The organism is Vibrio sp. Makdt, from assembly GCF_027587015.1.
GTDB lineage: Bacteria > Pseudomonadota > Gammaproteobacteria > Enterobacterales > Vibrionaceae > Vibrio > Vibrio chagasii_B.
Window position 1 is genome coordinate 155,647 of record NZ_JAPPTH010000005.1, and the last position, 15,042, is coordinate 170,688.

14 protein-coding genes are annotated in these 15,042 nt (G+C 40.6%); 6 read left to right on the plus strand and 8 right to left on the minus strand.

What is annotated here, in order from left to right; all coding sequences use genetic code 11:
* The 3 genes from OH460_RS08380 to OH460_RS08390 all read right to left on the minus strand — a co-directional run bounded on the left by OH460_RS08380 (position 1) and on the right by OH460_RS08390 (position 2,760).
* Complete coding sequence (locus tag OH460_RS08380; RefSeq protein ID WP_269996555.1) at positions 1 to 834, minus strand: GGDEF domain-containing protein; 834 nt, start codon at positions 832 to 834, stop codon at positions 1 to 3.
* A 518-nt stretch (positions 835 to 1,352) separates the two neighbouring features.
* A complete protein-coding gene (locus OH460_RS08385) occupies positions 1,353 to 2,270 on the minus strand; it encodes a competence protein CoiA family protein (protein ID WP_269996556.1) in 918 nt (305 codons plus the stop codon).
* 133 nt (positions 2,271 to 2,403) lie between these two features.
* Complete coding sequence (locus tag OH460_RS08390; protein WP_269996558.1) at positions 2,404 to 2,760, minus strand: hypothetical protein; 357 nt, start codon at positions 2,758 to 2,760, stop codon at positions 2,404 to 2,406.
* A gap of 950 nt (positions 2,761 to 3,710) precedes the next feature.
* On the opposite strand from OH460_RS08390, the gene OH460_RS08395 reads away from it, so the two are divergent.
* The gene (locus OH460_RS08395) at positions 3,711 to 4,481 is read left to right on the plus strand and encodes a hypothetical protein (RefSeq protein WP_269996560.1); all 771 of its coding nucleotides are present in this window, start codon (positions 3,711 to 3,713) and stop codon (positions 4,479 to 4,481) included.
* A gap of 47 nt (positions 4,482 to 4,528) precedes the next feature.
* Here the strand turns inward: OH460_RS08395 and OH460_RS08400 are convergent, their stop codons facing one another.
* Complete coding sequence (locus OH460_RS08400) at positions 4,529 to 5,656, minus strand: hypothetical protein (RefSeq protein ID WP_269996562.1); 1,128 nt, start codon at positions 5,654 to 5,656, stop codon at positions 4,529 to 4,531.
* 193 nt (positions 5,657 to 5,849) lie between these two features.
* On the opposite strand from OH460_RS08400, the gene OH460_RS08405 reads away from it, so the two are divergent.
* From OH460_RS08405 to OH460_RS08420, 4 genes are all read left to right on the plus strand, one after another.
* Entirely contained in the window at positions 5,850 to 6,911 is a 1,062-nt protein-coding gene (locus OH460_RS08405; protein ID WP_269996564.1) for a hypothetical protein, read from the plus strand.
* The gene (locus OH460_RS08410; RefSeq protein ID WP_269996566.1) at positions 6,911 to 7,675 is read left to right on the plus strand and encodes a ProQ/FINO family protein; all 765 of its coding nucleotides are present in this window, start codon (positions 6,911 to 6,913) and stop codon (positions 7,673 to 7,675) included. The genes OH460_RS08405 and OH460_RS08410 overlap by 1 nt, the downstream gene beginning before the upstream one ends.
* 3 nt (positions 7,676 to 7,678) lie before the next feature.
* Entirely contained in the window at positions 7,679 to 8,701 is a 1,023-nt protein-coding gene (locus tag OH460_RS08415) for a hypothetical protein (protein ID WP_269996567.1), read from the plus strand.
* Between the two features lie 1,240 nt (positions 8,702 to 9,941).
* Positions 9,942 to 10,967, plus strand: a complete 1,026-nt coding sequence (locus OH460_RS08420; protein WP_269996569.1) for a M23 family metallopeptidase — start codon at positions 9,942 to 9,944, stop codon at positions 10,965 to 10,967.
* Positions 10,968 to 11,039: 72 nt separating this feature from the next.
* On the opposite strand, the gene OH460_RS08425 is transcribed toward OH460_RS08420, so the two are convergent.
* The 4 genes from OH460_RS08425 to OH460_RS08440 all read right to left on the minus strand — a co-directional run bounded on the left by OH460_RS08425 (position 11,040) and on the right by OH460_RS08440 (position 14,208).
* Positions 11,040 to 11,468: a hypothetical protein gene (locus tag OH460_RS08425; protein WP_269996571.1), complete on the minus strand. Its 429-nt coding sequence runs from the start codon at positions 11,466 to 11,468 to the stop codon at positions 11,040 to 11,042.
* A gap of 318 nt (positions 11,469 to 11,786) precedes the next feature.
* Positions 11,787 to 12,521 carry a DNA/RNA non-specific endonuclease gene (locus OH460_RS08430; RefSeq protein WP_269996573.1) on the minus strand — a complete coding sequence of 245 codons (735 nt, stop codon included), beginning with the start codon at positions 12,519 to 12,521 and terminating at the stop codon, positions 11,787 to 11,789.
* Positions 12,522 to 12,529: 8 nt separating this feature from the next.
* Complete coding sequence (locus OH460_RS08435) at positions 12,530 to 12,790, minus strand: hypothetical protein (RefSeq protein ID WP_269996575.1); 261 nt, start codon at positions 12,788 to 12,790, stop codon at positions 12,530 to 12,532.
* A gap of 14 nt (positions 12,791 to 12,804) precedes the next feature.
* Positions 12,805 to 14,208 carry a recombinase RecT gene (locus OH460_RS08440; protein WP_269996577.1) on the minus strand — a complete coding sequence of 468 codons (1,404 nt, stop codon included), beginning with the start codon at positions 14,206 to 14,208 and terminating at the stop codon, positions 12,805 to 12,807.
* 366 nt (positions 14,209 to 14,574) lie between these two features.
* Here OH460_RS08440 and OH460_RS08445 point away from each other — a divergent pair, with 366 nt between their 5' ends.
* Positions 14,575 to 14,970 (plus strand): hypothetical protein, encoded by a 396-nt coding sequence (locus tag OH460_RS08445; RefSeq protein ID WP_269996579.1) that lies wholly within the window; start codon positions 14,575 to 14,577, stop codon positions 14,968 to 14,970.
* Positions 14,971 to 15,042 lie beyond the last annotated feature (72 nt).

Consider the following 15,042-nt stretch of genomic DNA (forward strand, 5'->3'; position numbering starts at 1 on the left):
CTAAGTTGTCTTAGTATTGTGCTTAGCCCCCCTTTTGTAAGTGTACATTTTTTTATCTGCAGCATTGAAAGTCTCCTCCCAACTACCATCAAATTTTGCAATTCCATATGCTATGCCTAAGAGTTTATGATCTGAAAACTGCTTAGAAAACTTTGTTGCCATGGTTTCGAGTCTCTTCGTTGCCATGTCAACTGTTAGTTCTTTTGATAACACAAGAAATTCATCCCCTCCTATTCTAGCAAGGAAATCTGCTGGCCTAAAATGGCTCTCCATCAAACTTGCAAACCCTTTTAAAACTTCATCACCTACTAGGTGACCATCAGTATCGTTCACATTTTTAAAGTTGTTAAGGTCTATGACGATGGCAATACCGGCGTTAGCTTGGTACCGCTTCACTGCCTCCTTATTATTTAAGCCTGTAAGCGGATCTGTTTGGCTAAGAATTTGGTAAAATTGGGCTGTTTCATGAAGTTTCGTAACGTCGAACCCAGTAGTAAAAATCTGATACTGGCCATCAATAACGGACTTAAATTTTATGACGTTAAAGTGTTGTGTTCCCTCGAGCCCCCTAAACTCAATGACTTTTGTTAGAGGGGTACCAGTTTCGATAAACTCAAGACTGGCATCGTGACAAGCAAGAAGCATTGTTGCCACATTATCGGGAGCATCAACCGCGACTTCAGGCCCTGTAAATCCAATGGGACTTTTCACGCAATAGAGGTCGAGCCAATTCTTGAAGTTTCGGTTTATGTATGTGAAGCGGTGAGACGAATCTCTAACGCTCAAGAAACCAGGCCAATGCTGAATGAGCATCTCCATATCTCGTTGTTTCATGCTTTGAGTTCTTTTGTTTGTGAGGAGTTTTACAGCACCAATATAACGCATATTAGTGTGGTTTTTAAACAACCCAATGTGATTTAGACCTAGACATTTAAAATTGCATGAATAAATTAACCCAATTAGAGCAACTGATTGTTGACATCGATAAATGCTCTATTCATCATTCGAATGTAGAATTGAACTGACAGCATTCTATTGAGAATGATTGTCGCTGGTTTACCAGCTTAGGAAAACCCGACTTTGCGTACTACCAAGGTTGGGTTTTTTTACATTCAAAAAACAGACACTCTTTTTTTCAATCAGGCCAATCTATAAACATGCGCGGGTACTGGGTTGTAAAACAGGTAACCGCTGGTGGCCTGCCTTTGTTGCACGGTATCGTAAACGATCAGTATGAGTACTTTGAAGTTTCAACAAAAGAATCAACTCTAGGAGCATGATGGGTCAATTCGTCAAAATGTAGACCTATCGGCAATGAGTGGCTCCCTGAAATGGGGACGCTTTGGCCAATCTCATTTGATCATTATTATGGCTCCAGGCATAAAGCAGTTTGGGCATGAGGTTCCTTTAGAATCTGAGTCCCAAGCAACGTTGCACCTCACACAATGCCAATCACCCTGAGCTCTCAATTGAGTTAGTTTTGATCTGCGAATATCTTCTTGTTGGCTAGCCCTACGAAGAATTTGGTGTCGTTCCCTTTCTTTTTTACGTCGCGCTTCATCATTCTCTATATTCCGCTCAATGACTTCTTGTTGGACTTGCTTCTCAAGGAGTGACTTGGCTTGCATGTAACTCGGGTGAAAGTACCACTGCTTGGCATGAATGCTTCCCCGCAAATACTCGATAACTCTCTGGTCAAATGGCTTATCTTGCACAAAATCATAATTTTCATAGATCCATTCTAACTGAGTTAAGTCAATCTCGATGACTCCAATTCTGGAGTGGAAGTCGCCAATACATCGTTGACGACCAGGATAGACAAAATGGACCCCGAACCGAGCTGAACCAAAGTAGCCAACGAGGTCGAGCACAGTATCGTCAACAACAGTTTGATGTGAGATGTTAGTAAGCTCAAGTTCCATTTCATGGGCGACTTGCATAGATTGGGTTACCGGGGCGTCGTTATTGTCACAACTATGGCGAGATATGGTCATACCTGGAATCTGAAGTACTAGGCTGCCGTTATCATTAGCGACTTGTTTGATCATGAGTCTTAACGCGACATAAAATGACAGAGCGCATGGTTCGCGCTGAACGCCTTGCTGGTCCGCGTTTTTATCGTGTGCAAAATGAGGAATGGTTTGTTCCCCAAATCGAGCAACCAGACGCTGTTGGCATGATGGACAAACGCAGCCGCATTTGAGGCCCCGCTCCACGCCGGTAATGTCAACTAGGCGGCCATCTTTCATGCCAAAAGGGATTAACGCCATATAAGTTACCTACTACTTCGTTTTTAAACGGGGTTTACCGGTTGATTGTTCACCCCGTGAACAAGTTTTCCCGCATATTTAAGTGAACAACGGTCAAAGCAATGGAGATAGCGACCTCCTTATCTCAATTCTATTACTTTTTTACCTTTACCCAGTGACTCGGCCAGTTGTATTTTGCGCACTGCACACAAAGTAACTCGCCGTCGTCGAGTTTCGTAAAGACTAGCCAACGTTGAGCATAAGTCGGGTCTGTCGACATTTTGATATGTATAGCCTTGCTTTGTTCTTCATAAAAGCGCTCAACCGACCGGTGATTGCCAATGGTCATTTTAGCGGTATCATTAAAAAGGCTGAACTGTTGGTCAGTCCCTGGTGCCTGATAGGTCACACTAAAGACTTTCTCAAAAGGAGCTTTGATGTCTTCGTAGCAGCCCGTTAGCATCGATGTACAGCCAGTTGCGACCAGTAAGGTGAAAATCATGTTTTTCATAATTGGTATTATCTGTCTTTGTTGGGGTATCCCGCCAAGAGCAATCATTATACTAGAACCGTCTTGTTCGTCGATCACATCTGATAGACGTCGCGGTATTGCGCAAAACCCGTTGTTTTTGAAGTAAGGCCATGGAACAATAAACATCCTTTCGGGCGTTATGCCCACATATATATCAATGACACTTAAGTTCTATTTTCGTAATAACTACGATTTTCCCAGAAATTTATATATCGATTAGTTTTTGCACTTATATACCTTAAGGGGTTTCCGCTACGATGTCACGTACCTCAGCACGCTATAACCTTTCGCACTCGTTTCACGGATTTATTCCCTCCCTCTTTACCACATCAAACTTGTCATATTCCGCTTATTCAACCTTTATATAAAGCGCACGTTCTATATACGAGGCCCGAAATCAGAAAGAAAAGATAAGAAAAGATAAAAAAAGATAAAATCAAAGGCGCCGCTGTCGCGGGGCTAGGCAGGGGTTGAGTTTGGCGCGTCTTGGTCACCTACCCTTTGGGTATATAAGTGCAACGGTATTACTTTAAACACAGTATGAATTGGCTCTCTATGCAAGCCCCTACTGGCGTTAATAAGGAATGATGCCCGATATGTTTTATAAATCTTTCATAATGTATTTATAGCTATGACTTTAAAGACATTAATTTATTGAATGTGTTTGCAATATAAAATTCCTATTATTGAGATTTTGGTGTGTTATTGAGATTTCAATTGGTATATTATCCCCAACTGTGATTGGATTTATAAATATGCAACAGAGACAAATGCTTATTTATTACCCATTCTACATTTGGCTCCTGATAGGATTTTGGAGCTTAGTTGAGCACTCTAGTAACTTCAAAAGTGTTCTTTTAGTTATAGTGTGCATTGGTGTTTTGATTCGGTTTGCACTTCATTCAGAGTAAAAAGTTAGGGATTGTCGTATGTCAAACGTCCATGTATTTAATGAAAACTCACCATTGTTACGACTGCATTACTCTTTAAATGATGTTCAATTGTCGGCGCTTCCAGGCCATGACTTCTCAAATCTTGTGGCTGCTTACAAAGAAGCAAACGAAAAAAAATCGGCTTTGGGTCACATAGCCTGCAACCTCGCTAAATCGATCATTATTTTAATGAATGATTGTGGGAAGCACTTATACCAGCATCATTTCTTTGATGCTTTCAATAAACCTCAAAACCTCCTTGTTGAAATCGCTGAAACCTACAATCAACGTGGTAGTTCAAGTGTTGATTTTGATCGCCGTGTCATCCAGGCGATTAACTTCATTGAACGTTCCGAAGCTGTGGATTTTCCCGTAACAGTAGCAAAAGCACTTAAGTCATTTCTCCTGTTTTATCGATTGAGTGCCAGTGAACAATGCGACATCATTTCCAAATCACTGCATTATTTACGTTCAGTGAATGCGTTAGATGGTTTTTACGAGCAACCCGTTCGTAAAGACATCTGTGTCTGCATCAACAGCGGTAACTTTTCTCAGCCCGATTTCGTGTTACGTATGAACTCAGAATGTAAAGACTTCGTAGATCAGTTGAAGCTCTGTGGTGCGATTTGGGTGATTGAACAAGCTAATTCAACAATGAATCCAACCAACTCTGCTATCTCTCATTATGTCTTTTACAACGAAGGAACAGATAAACCGGCCATTATGGATGCCGACATGATGAGTTGCTACACGAGAAAACTTGGATAGAGAATCATTCTTCATGAAAAAAAGGGACCTTGGAGTCCCTTTCCTATTTAGGCGGCTGATATTTCTTGAGGGTTGTTGAGTAAGTAGTCACCCTTAAGTACGCACCCTTGGTAGTGCAGTTTGTCGTATAGCTCTTTTGCCTGTTCATCTGATATGGGTTTTTCGTTGTGCTTTCGCACAAACCCAATAAACAGTTCTGGTGGAAAAATCACGCACTCATACAGTGACTTAATGTTCGCCGTGCCTAGTATTGTTTTGTCTTCTGAAGTCAACGTTGGTATATCTTCCACCAAGATGTTTTTGGCCGAATTCACCACAGCAACAAGATCAGGGTATGTTTCACTTATCCGCTTGTTGAATTCTTCTTTTAGCAGTGTGTCTAATTTGAGCGGATAATCGCCGTTATGGTCAATACCGTGCGGGTTCACCGGACATAGCCAATCACTAACATGTACCTTATAACTAATACCACTTGTGATCTCGACCATTAATTGAAAGTCAGTTTTCACAAAGCCACTGTACTTAGAATTGTCGCCCATACTTGCAATAGTACTGATGTCATTTGTCTCAATAATTCTGTACTTTTGGTCTTTGTTTCTCCCGTCAATCCAACCACTTAGTGGGATAAAGTCTATCGAATTTTTTTTCTGAACCTGCAGTTCACTAGCCTTATCCTTGGCTTCCTGCCTTAGCGTTTTAATGATCTTTTTATCATCTTTCTTAGACTGCTCTAATATACCGACTCGATCTGTTGCTTTTTTCAACTCCTTCTCTAAAAGACCTGGATTTTTTTTTCTTAAAGCCTGCACCTCTTTTTCAATTAGTAAGAAGTTCTTTAGAGACGTTGCTTGTTCTTCAATTGTTTTTTGGCATTCGTTGACGTGATCTTGTTGTGCGTTGTTCTGCTCAACGAGTTCCGCTAACTGGAGTTTTAATGTTTTCTCACGGTTATTGCGTTCAAGGTGCATTGATAAATTTGAGGCTTGCATTAATGCAATTTCTGATTGGTAGGTAGTTAGCAAGGTATCAATGATTGGGGCTACTTTCTGTCCGTGCTCTGTTGCTTTTCTTAGTGCATACAAACCAGCATTTATGTTTCCCTCATTGAGCAGCGGTACTGTGATGTTAACGTTCGCTTCAAAGTACTCAATACAGTTTAAAAGTTCTTCTTTCAATTGATTTTCTTTGGTCATGGATTTTCAGTGCTATTGTAAGTTGAAATTATCATCATTTTACCGACGAAGGTTAAGTTTTAGCTTACCAATTCAGATGATCTGCGTTGATTCTTGCTTGAAAGCCAGTTGTACTATTATACTTGATAATATGTGTTTAACACACCACTTCCCGTCCATAGTTCTAGGCGTACTAATGAATACAAAGTCGATGTCACTTCGCTTCTCCGAACGGTTTCTGCGATTTATCAGTAGTTTTAATGAAAACCGACCAACGACCACCCTTCTAAGAGATTTAACTGAATCAATATCTGAAGTGGACATCGTACTAAGGTCTAAAATTAGTGAATCTTTAGCCTTGTCACCTGCAACTCAACTTCGACTTCTACGGGATATCCTAAATAAGAGCACGGTTGATATGAGTGACGTTTGTTTTACTTTGATTCATTGTTACCGAGCGTACCAAGCGCATATTGGAATTACTTTAAAGAACCCAGAGTACAAAGTGAGCATTGTGCATATCACTAAAACTCTTTGTTCCGTCATTCATAAGGACCCTTCACTTGACGTAAATAGTGTCTATCGAGCGCTCGGCTTTACTTCAGATAAAGGAATTAATGAACAGTTTGATGCATTAATTTTTGGGGCTCAATCCGCAGAACCTCTTAATGGCATGTACCATTTGGGTCCTCTAACCGACATGCTGCATCACCTGAAAGGGAATATTGTTTCCAACGAACTGTCAGATCGGCTAAAATCATTAATTCCAGTTGCTAATCTCGGCGTTTTACAGGAGTCTCTTCCTTCAGAGCGCATTACTGCTCTCGAGTCTAGGATGTTTGCTCCCTCGGCCAACGTCATATTTGATATGCATAATCACGTCAATTCGAATGGCATTGTCTTCACTATGCAGTCAAACCGAATGATTTCAATTGGCATTGGTAGCACTGGTATGCTTCAAGCTCGCTTGAAAAGTACCTCTAGTGGCTTTGAAATGACCTTCACTCCATTAGCAACTTTGGAATTGATTCAATTAGCTCTTAATTGGGATACCCTTTCTAAAGTCGATAATGGCTACGTGGGTCGCGATCTATCCATTTTAAATGGTGATTCATTAACATTAATGGTCCGTGACATCAAAATTTTCATCGATCGTGATGAGGCTTGTGATTTATTTGCGGTGCTCAAAATGCAGTCTGATAACAACTTTTTTAATGAGTATGTCACTTATACGAGATGTACTCTAGGAGACATCTAATGGAACATGAGCAATACCAATTGCTTTTGGCTGATTTGCATAAGGCTTTTCCTTTTTTAAGTAAGGGAACAGTCCCCTTAGCGATCGGTGCAGGTAAACTAATGCGTAATGCATTAAATCAATCGGGCCACAACAAACATGTCGTTGCGGAGTTTATTGATGCGTATTTCTTAAGAACTGAATATCGAGTCAGCTTAATTAATTCCATAGATGATCCTGACCGAACACGATTCAATCTCGATGGTTCAAAATCAGAAACTGTCGTTAGTGAAAGGGACTTGTACGCTGTGGCTTTTGTAAAAGCAGTGTATTCAGACCCTAACATAAGCAAAAAAGCCAAAGCGTATAGCAGGCAACAACAAGGCCAACTGTTTGCTAAGAGGCAAGAATTAATCAAAATGACACAAAAGCTGTGTCATTTGGGATTCACTTCACGACTCATCGTTTCTAAAATCGGAAACAAGGCTCTTCCCCACATCGTAGAATGTGATTGGTCAAGTTTTGAAGAGAGTGATTTAAATGGAGCTAGGCAGATCGCTCGCAACGTGGCGTCTTATACGAAAAAGCAAATTAGGGCCTTTCAAAACAACATGCTACTCAAAGGCGTACCAATTCAGTTAATCAACCTTGCCTCTGGTGAACAACAAGACTATTTGTATTCTCAGTTATTCACACCCTCGAAGAAAACACGTCTTAAAAAAAACTATAGGGTAAACCTCCCTAATCAGAAGCAACCTTACAAGCGATTCAAAGAGGCAAGTTAATTTATGAATAGTTCAAAAAACTCGGTAAAAGCTCGCGTTGTATATACGATGTTCTTAGTCGCTTTACTGTTGGTACTGGTCAGTTTTTATAGCTCTGAGTCGACCCAACCTAACGATACTAATAGGCAACTGAATACTGAAGCTGGCGCCCTCTCTTCTAGAATTGGATTCACTTATGATAACGATGTTTTCAAGTCCATCTCTGACACTAAAGCATACCTAATCAGTAGTTCAGATCTGGAACAGATTAATGACTTGGCCACAGACTACAAGTTGTTGAGCTCCCCCTTTGACGCTGTTCAATTTGATAGAAACAGTTCAAAGTCGGTTATAGGGAGTAAGGTCTCTACCGAGTTGGCGGCGTACCTTCATGTATATAACGATACTTTCACCGAGGTTAAACCTAAAATTGAAAGCTCAATGGTGCTTGTTCAATCTAAAGCGTCAGAGTTACAGTCCCAACGAGGCGACCTAATTGAATCTCAATACGAACACCTTAGCTATACTGCCATTATTCAAGATAAAATTAACATTTTAGAGAGTGATGAAGATCCTGACACAAAATTAATAGCCTCACTGCAAAACGAACTTGCTGCGGCTACTGTTGAGGCTGATAAAGTAGTTGGTGACATCGGCCAAATCAGCAGTGAATTAACTCTTGTTGAGTCTGAACTTTCGGTTCTGCAGTCGGAAATAGTCAACTATGAAAATGACCCGGAATCTGTAATCAATTCGCAAGTATTTAGCGCCACTATTGGTGATTTCAAAATTTTGGTAGATAAGGCTCTAATTGAGTTCTTGCACCAATTCTCACTAGTACTTGGTCAACCTGATAGTATGGACCTAACTTCTGAACTTAACTCGAGTGATGTAGTTAAGGTGCTAATCACATTTACTAACGATACTGGGGACCATTATTTCCAATTACTTACACCAACTGCCGGGACTGATGTTTTATATGTCGATTTTGACAATGCAACCCATATAGACAATCCAGATTACGTTGCACTACGTGGCTTTTTATAGTCATTACAGCTCCGTGTGGCCTAGAGTTCTATTTCAATCCAGAAGACTGCTAACAGGAAATGTCGAGTGCTATCAAAATCACCTCAGATTGACGCTAGGGTATTTAAGACCAAGCTTTTCATAGCCTTGGCTTTAACCCTCGTATCAACAACCTTAACTGGGCTCTTAACGCATAGAGCAATTCAACATTTGCCAGAGGTATTTTATGATGTGTTTGCTGTTAAGGTTGCGCCAATACTCATAACAACTATCCCACTTATTATTTTTGGTAAGGCGAGCTGTATTTACTATGTATGCTGGCAAAAATCAAAAATCATCCAATCTGCCAGATGTAAAAACGGCTCACAATCCTGGTAGTGAGCCGCCTTTAGGAATATTTAAGTTAGACACATTCATCCATATTAGAGGATTGAGGTGCTTACAATATGAAATAGATTGACCTCAAAATTTAGATTAACTCTAAATCCAATTACCATCAAGGAGATTATTTTGAACGCAAAACACCTTTGTATTGCACTGATCGCTCTATTTTCGACTGTATCATCAGCAAATGGTCTATCCCAAACTTTGCCAGATGCAAAATCTATCCTGAGCTCTTTCAAGTTGAAGGAAAGTATTGGCTGTTACCCTTTAATTGATGAGGGAGCGAATTACACTAAGTGTCTTAATAACAGTAATAATGCATTAGCTTCTATGAATATCGATTATGAAACATTCACCCTCGGTCAACTGAGGTTACTCGCGACTAGATCTCCAATTCACTCATCGCGTATGCAAAATGCCCGATTTATCCTTTCTGCTATTGGTCATCCAATCGAATGAGGATAAGTTTTTCAGGATAACGCAGTAAACCAATGGTTTGATACCTTAGAAACAGTAATTCCAGATTGACGTTGGTGGTAATATTGCGTGAAAATGTCGACTGTTCACCCCATGAACGAACATTACCTTCGAAAGAGCAAAACGATGATTAAAGACACTCTATGCGATCTCGCATCCATATACGGGCGAGTTCATTGCGAACTATCATATGGCGGATTCTATCAACTCAGTATTAATGATAAACCGGCTCTCTTGATTAGTGACTCTTCAATTTTAACTTTATGCAAATCTAATCGTTCTGATTTATACCATTTTCATGGTCAAGATTACCAAACCCACGCGATACAGACGGACCTTGATTACCTTCTAGGGCTAGTGGCAATGTCTTACAAGCAGTCCAAAACACTTGGAGTTTGTCATGCAGCATAAGACAGCTATCAGTAACTATGATTACCACGACTTGTTTTTCCCCTCAAGTAGAATTAAGCGACGGTTATTGGTTGGGCTTTATGGCATCACTATCACCGTTGTCGCAGCTTATGGATTACAATCGTACACACGAGTGTCATCTCCAGCTAATGTAGCAACAAATGTTGAGCCAAAACTGCCACCAATCCTTCAAATTAAGCAAGTTCCTACCAATGAGTTGGCTGAAGCCAAACTGAGAATTAAGCAGTTAGAGGAAGCACTAATTACAACTCAGGAACTCAATTCGACTGTGACAAGTGATGCTGCTGAGCTTCGTGTCCAAAATGGTCAATTATCGAGAACTGTTAATGATTTTCAATCTGGGGCAATTTACCTAAAAGACAAATATAATGACTTTGCTTATGCGTTCAATCTAGATGACGCTAAGGTGGTACCCTTGTCTAAGGGGATAGCCTCTGGAAAGGTGCAACTCTCAGCCATTTATGCGATGTCGCAGGATATACCCTTTGGAACAGTCTTCGACCGTCCTTATCGAATTTCTTCCCTATATGGAGTTAGAAATATTAAAGGTCATCCCAATGCTTCAAAGAATCATAAAGGTATTGATTTCCCCGTTCTAACCGGGACAGCGATTTATGCGCCCGCAGACGGCTACGCAGAGGTTGTAAGACCATCTAAAAGTAAAACGGGTAGCGGTAACTTTCTGCGTCTTCAGCACGCATTTGGTTTCGAGAGTTCTTACTCTCATCTTTCGAAATTCGCGATTGCTAATGGTGAGTATGTTCAAAAAGGTGATTTGATTGGGTATTCGGGTAATACAGGATACACCACTGGACCACATCTGCATTATGAAATTAAGTACAGAGGTCGTCACATTGACCCTAAGCCACTATTTAGCCACAAGCCGGGCTCAGGCATAACTCTATTGCGCGGAACGTCTAAGGTCGACTGGGATGGGTTACTGGCGATATACAAAGACAATGCTCTAATGAATGCTGTTATATTCCGACCATAAACAAAGCCGAAGAGACTTCCCCTTCGGCTTATTTACTGACAAATCTCACACTGCAAGCCCATTAACCGATTTTTATTCAACTATCGATACAGAAATCTTTCTGGTGGTTGATGCAAACTCAGAACGATTCCACCAGGTAGTAGCACGTTCGATTACATCGTCAATTGCTTCTTCAATTGTATGAGTTGTCCCATATCGACGGCTGAAGGTCTTATATACCCCAAGCGATTTTCGGTCGATAATTAAAACAATCTTGTCGTAGTAACTGTAACTTCCATCAGCTAGTTTTTTACGCGTTCTCTTGAAATGAATATTCTGTGGAAGTCCGTTATTAGCCGTTTTTCGTTTAATTGAATTGACACCCCAAGGAAACGTTAGAGTGTCAAGGATGAGTGTCCACTCTTTGATCTTTTGTTCGATCTCAGCATCATTGGTACTGTAGAACTGAAGATGCTTACCTTTAATACAGCGATGGACTCTCTTTAAATCAGATTTTGACATTTACGACCCAATTTCTTCTCAATTCAAAATTTTAATTTCAAACTATCAATTTTTTCATAATCTAACATTTCGTTAGTAACTATCAAGAGGAAGTATTTCAATAGTTTCAGGGCATAAGCCACTTGCTTGATGAGTATGTCCATTGAATAACTATTAGCACTGCTCAAAATCTAAAATCCTACCCGCAATGTTCATTCAGATATACTGTATGCTACGGTCATCAGTTATGTAGCATACAGCGTCTTCGAATAAGACGAACCCGAGTAAGCAATTGTGTTGAGGGCAGTACCATGATGATAGGCACTAACTTGAGCCTATCTATCCTAAAGGGCAATCCATGATGTTCAGAGGCAGTGTTTTTGCTGATAACTGCCGTGTTGAACCAAGATTCAACCCAAAGCCAATTGTTTGTTCGATATCATTAACTGTCGTAAGGTATTGATTTGTTACTTCACCTGTCATTTCGTTCGTGTTATCAAACTTCCAAGCATAGTAACCCTCGCCCGTAATGATGATCTTCCAAAAAATATCGGGGGTCTTTATCCCGTGTGACTTGATGAAAAAATCATTTTGATCATCATTAAAAGCCACGCCGCCTAATACAACTATTTCTGAACGTTCTCTTAAGCACTCCTGATATTGCTCAGTTTTGAGCCATGCTCCTCTGTTGAATCCTTCAGCTTGAGGGACAATGTTCGACATGTAGAACGATTCTTCCATTGTTACGCGAGAATTGTCCATTGCATTAGCTCCGACAAGATGACCGCGATGATACATGGTTCCTTTCTTATGGCCGTAGGAACTGCTTCGTTCCTGCTGACATCTACTTGGCAAAACAGGGTCTGTGTCAAAACTATCAGACCGCGGTTCATTCCAAACATCTTTACCTATTTGGAAGTTAAACATCAGAGGGGTTTTGGTAACGCAGTCCATAACCAATGTAAATCCGTTATGTTTTACCGTTACATATCTTTCAGGTACATCGCTCGCACTAGCATTACCACCAGCGATGATGGCAACACAAGCCGTTACCGTGTTTAAAAATTTAGACATTGTTAGCCTTAGTGAATTGAGTCGTGACTGAATATAGAACCCTTCATTACATTTGCGTTTTTAAATCTTTCATTCAACCTGTTTATCGTAGAGAAATCGGTTTTAAGTAAATCTGGAACTTCAGACCTGAGAAACATACCCGACCCGAAGAGTTTGTATACCTCTTCAACGTGACGACCGTAGACGCACAGCTTCTGATCTTCAATCAATTTAGCCAAGTTACCTTGGTTTGCAATACAGTCCACTAGCATAATTAGTTTTTCTTTCATTTGAGTTGTCATTCTTACAGCCATGATGAAAATGTTTGTCTAAGTAGAGTCTTTCGCGCGTAATGCTTAGGCCAAGTAGATTTTACATTACTCCGAGAGCATGAAGCTACTTTATCCATTGTTTCAACGCTAACGAAATTTACCTCAAAGTCGTTATCGCGAGTAACCACCACAAAACCGCCAAGAAGTTGCCCTCTATCCTCTAGGTTCTGCTCCAACACGTGTGGTATCTGCGTATTAGCCTCAAAGGTAACTTTGTCGGTCGAGTAAACCAACTCTACATCTAATTTGGTGACTCTTTTCTGCGAAGTGTTCGTTATTCCAGAGAATGCGATATCTCTCATACCTTGATACATAAGGTCAATTTCGGCCGTATGCACCTTCTCCTTTAATACAGTTAGGTACGTCAATTCCCTTGTTTTTGAGAGCGAAACGCCATATTTAGCGCAAGCCATAAGAGATTTAGCAATACTGAACGGTTTACACTTCAAGAGTTCTGGTTGCGAAGTCAACAGCATCAGCATATTCTCGCCTTCTTCTTGAGCCGAACGTTGATCGGGAAAGAACGTCATAGCGTAAGCTACGACTTTGGATAGCTTTTGCAGTTGACCTTGGTTGTCACAGAGTTTTAAGAATGGTTTCAATGACTCCTTTGTATTAACTAATCGCCTTAATGGGGCTTCTGTTTGCTCAATTGGTGATATTGGTGCTGTGTACCAGTCTCGCTCTGCTTGGTTTACGGCTGATTTTAACGCCATCTTAGCAGGCCATTGTACGTACAGATCTTGATGATTTGAATATGACTGTAATTGTTCCAGTTCCGACTGATTAACGTAATTTACTATCGTCTCACCATTTGGCCGTGTAGTTAAACAGTATGCTCCAATAACTCCGCCCCGTTCTTTTATTGAGGCCAATTTTGGGTATACATGCGTTGGTACTTCATTTTTTCCTTTAAAGGTAAACGTGTCACGCTTACAAACCAATGATGGTCGAACAGTTTTAATCAAACCGTTTATCTTTGCTAGATGAACTTTCCCTTTGTATGTTAAATCAACGGCCATATTGTAATGGCCAGTTTGAGCGTCAAACCTAACAGTGAAATAGGCTGTCTTCATGATAGGGTCGAATGTAGCCTGAGTTGAAGCCAGTGCGTAAAGACTTTGACGGACAGAGTTTAGATCAACATTCAGTGGTGCTTTTGGATCATTTAACCCATGTTCACTACGGTAGCTGTCAGCGGTTGCTTCGCACAGAAAGAAGAATAATTCTCGTAGACCTTTGTTTTGATCTTCCCAGTACCGAGCACAATCAAGAACTGTTTTGATAAAGACTTCTGAGGCGGGGAAAAATGCCTTCCAGATATCGAGCTCACTATTTGATTCTGAAGATTCTTGTTTGGTTGATTGAACACTCATTACTTTGCCCTGCACTGTTTAAATTTACACTCAGATAAATAATAACCTCAGTGTTGGCAAGTAAGCATACCGTCACTGGTGATCAGGCATAGCGGGCATAAATCAGTGCTTAACCCCTGAATTTACTAGCCTATAGTTTTTTTGTTGATTTTATATAGTGGCGTCCTGCGAAATTTCTCTTATACTATGCAACTGAAAGACAAAACTTACCTGATAGATTAAAAGGGTGCCATTTCTTGTTGGCGCCGCGTTCTGACCCGTTTCAAATAAAGTATTTGTGTATCACCCCCCTCAGTCGTATTGGCGCAGACTGATGTCGTTTACCGCTCTTTGTGAGAGCTGCTAGAGAATATATTAAGGGATAATGTGACTCAACGTTTCGTAAGTTTTCAAAAGGACCCTGCTGGCGAAATGCTCGTTTGTGGCTTTGACAATATCGACCATATATTCCACGTTGCAAGCGGATGCGCCTCGAATTTCAAAGAAGGTCGTACCGGTAAATGGGAAACGCTATCTGAACCGGCATTTTCCACTCACATCCATATAGATAGTTTGGATCTTTGCTCTCCTATCAAGAGAAAAATAATTCGTGAGCAATTAACCTCAGCTGTACGGGAGGCTATTGACAGGATTGAGGCGGTGGTAACCACAAGTGTTGAGAAATCTCTAGTGACGGGACTTATTGAAGATGCTTGTTTTTGTAAAAACGGTAATGTTTTTAAGCATGAAGATGGAAGCACTGAACCACTACCTCAAAACTAGCTTTTCTCGCCAATCTGAATGAAGCTTAATGCTCTATTCGCTAATTAATGTGGTATGTAACCACTCTAGGTT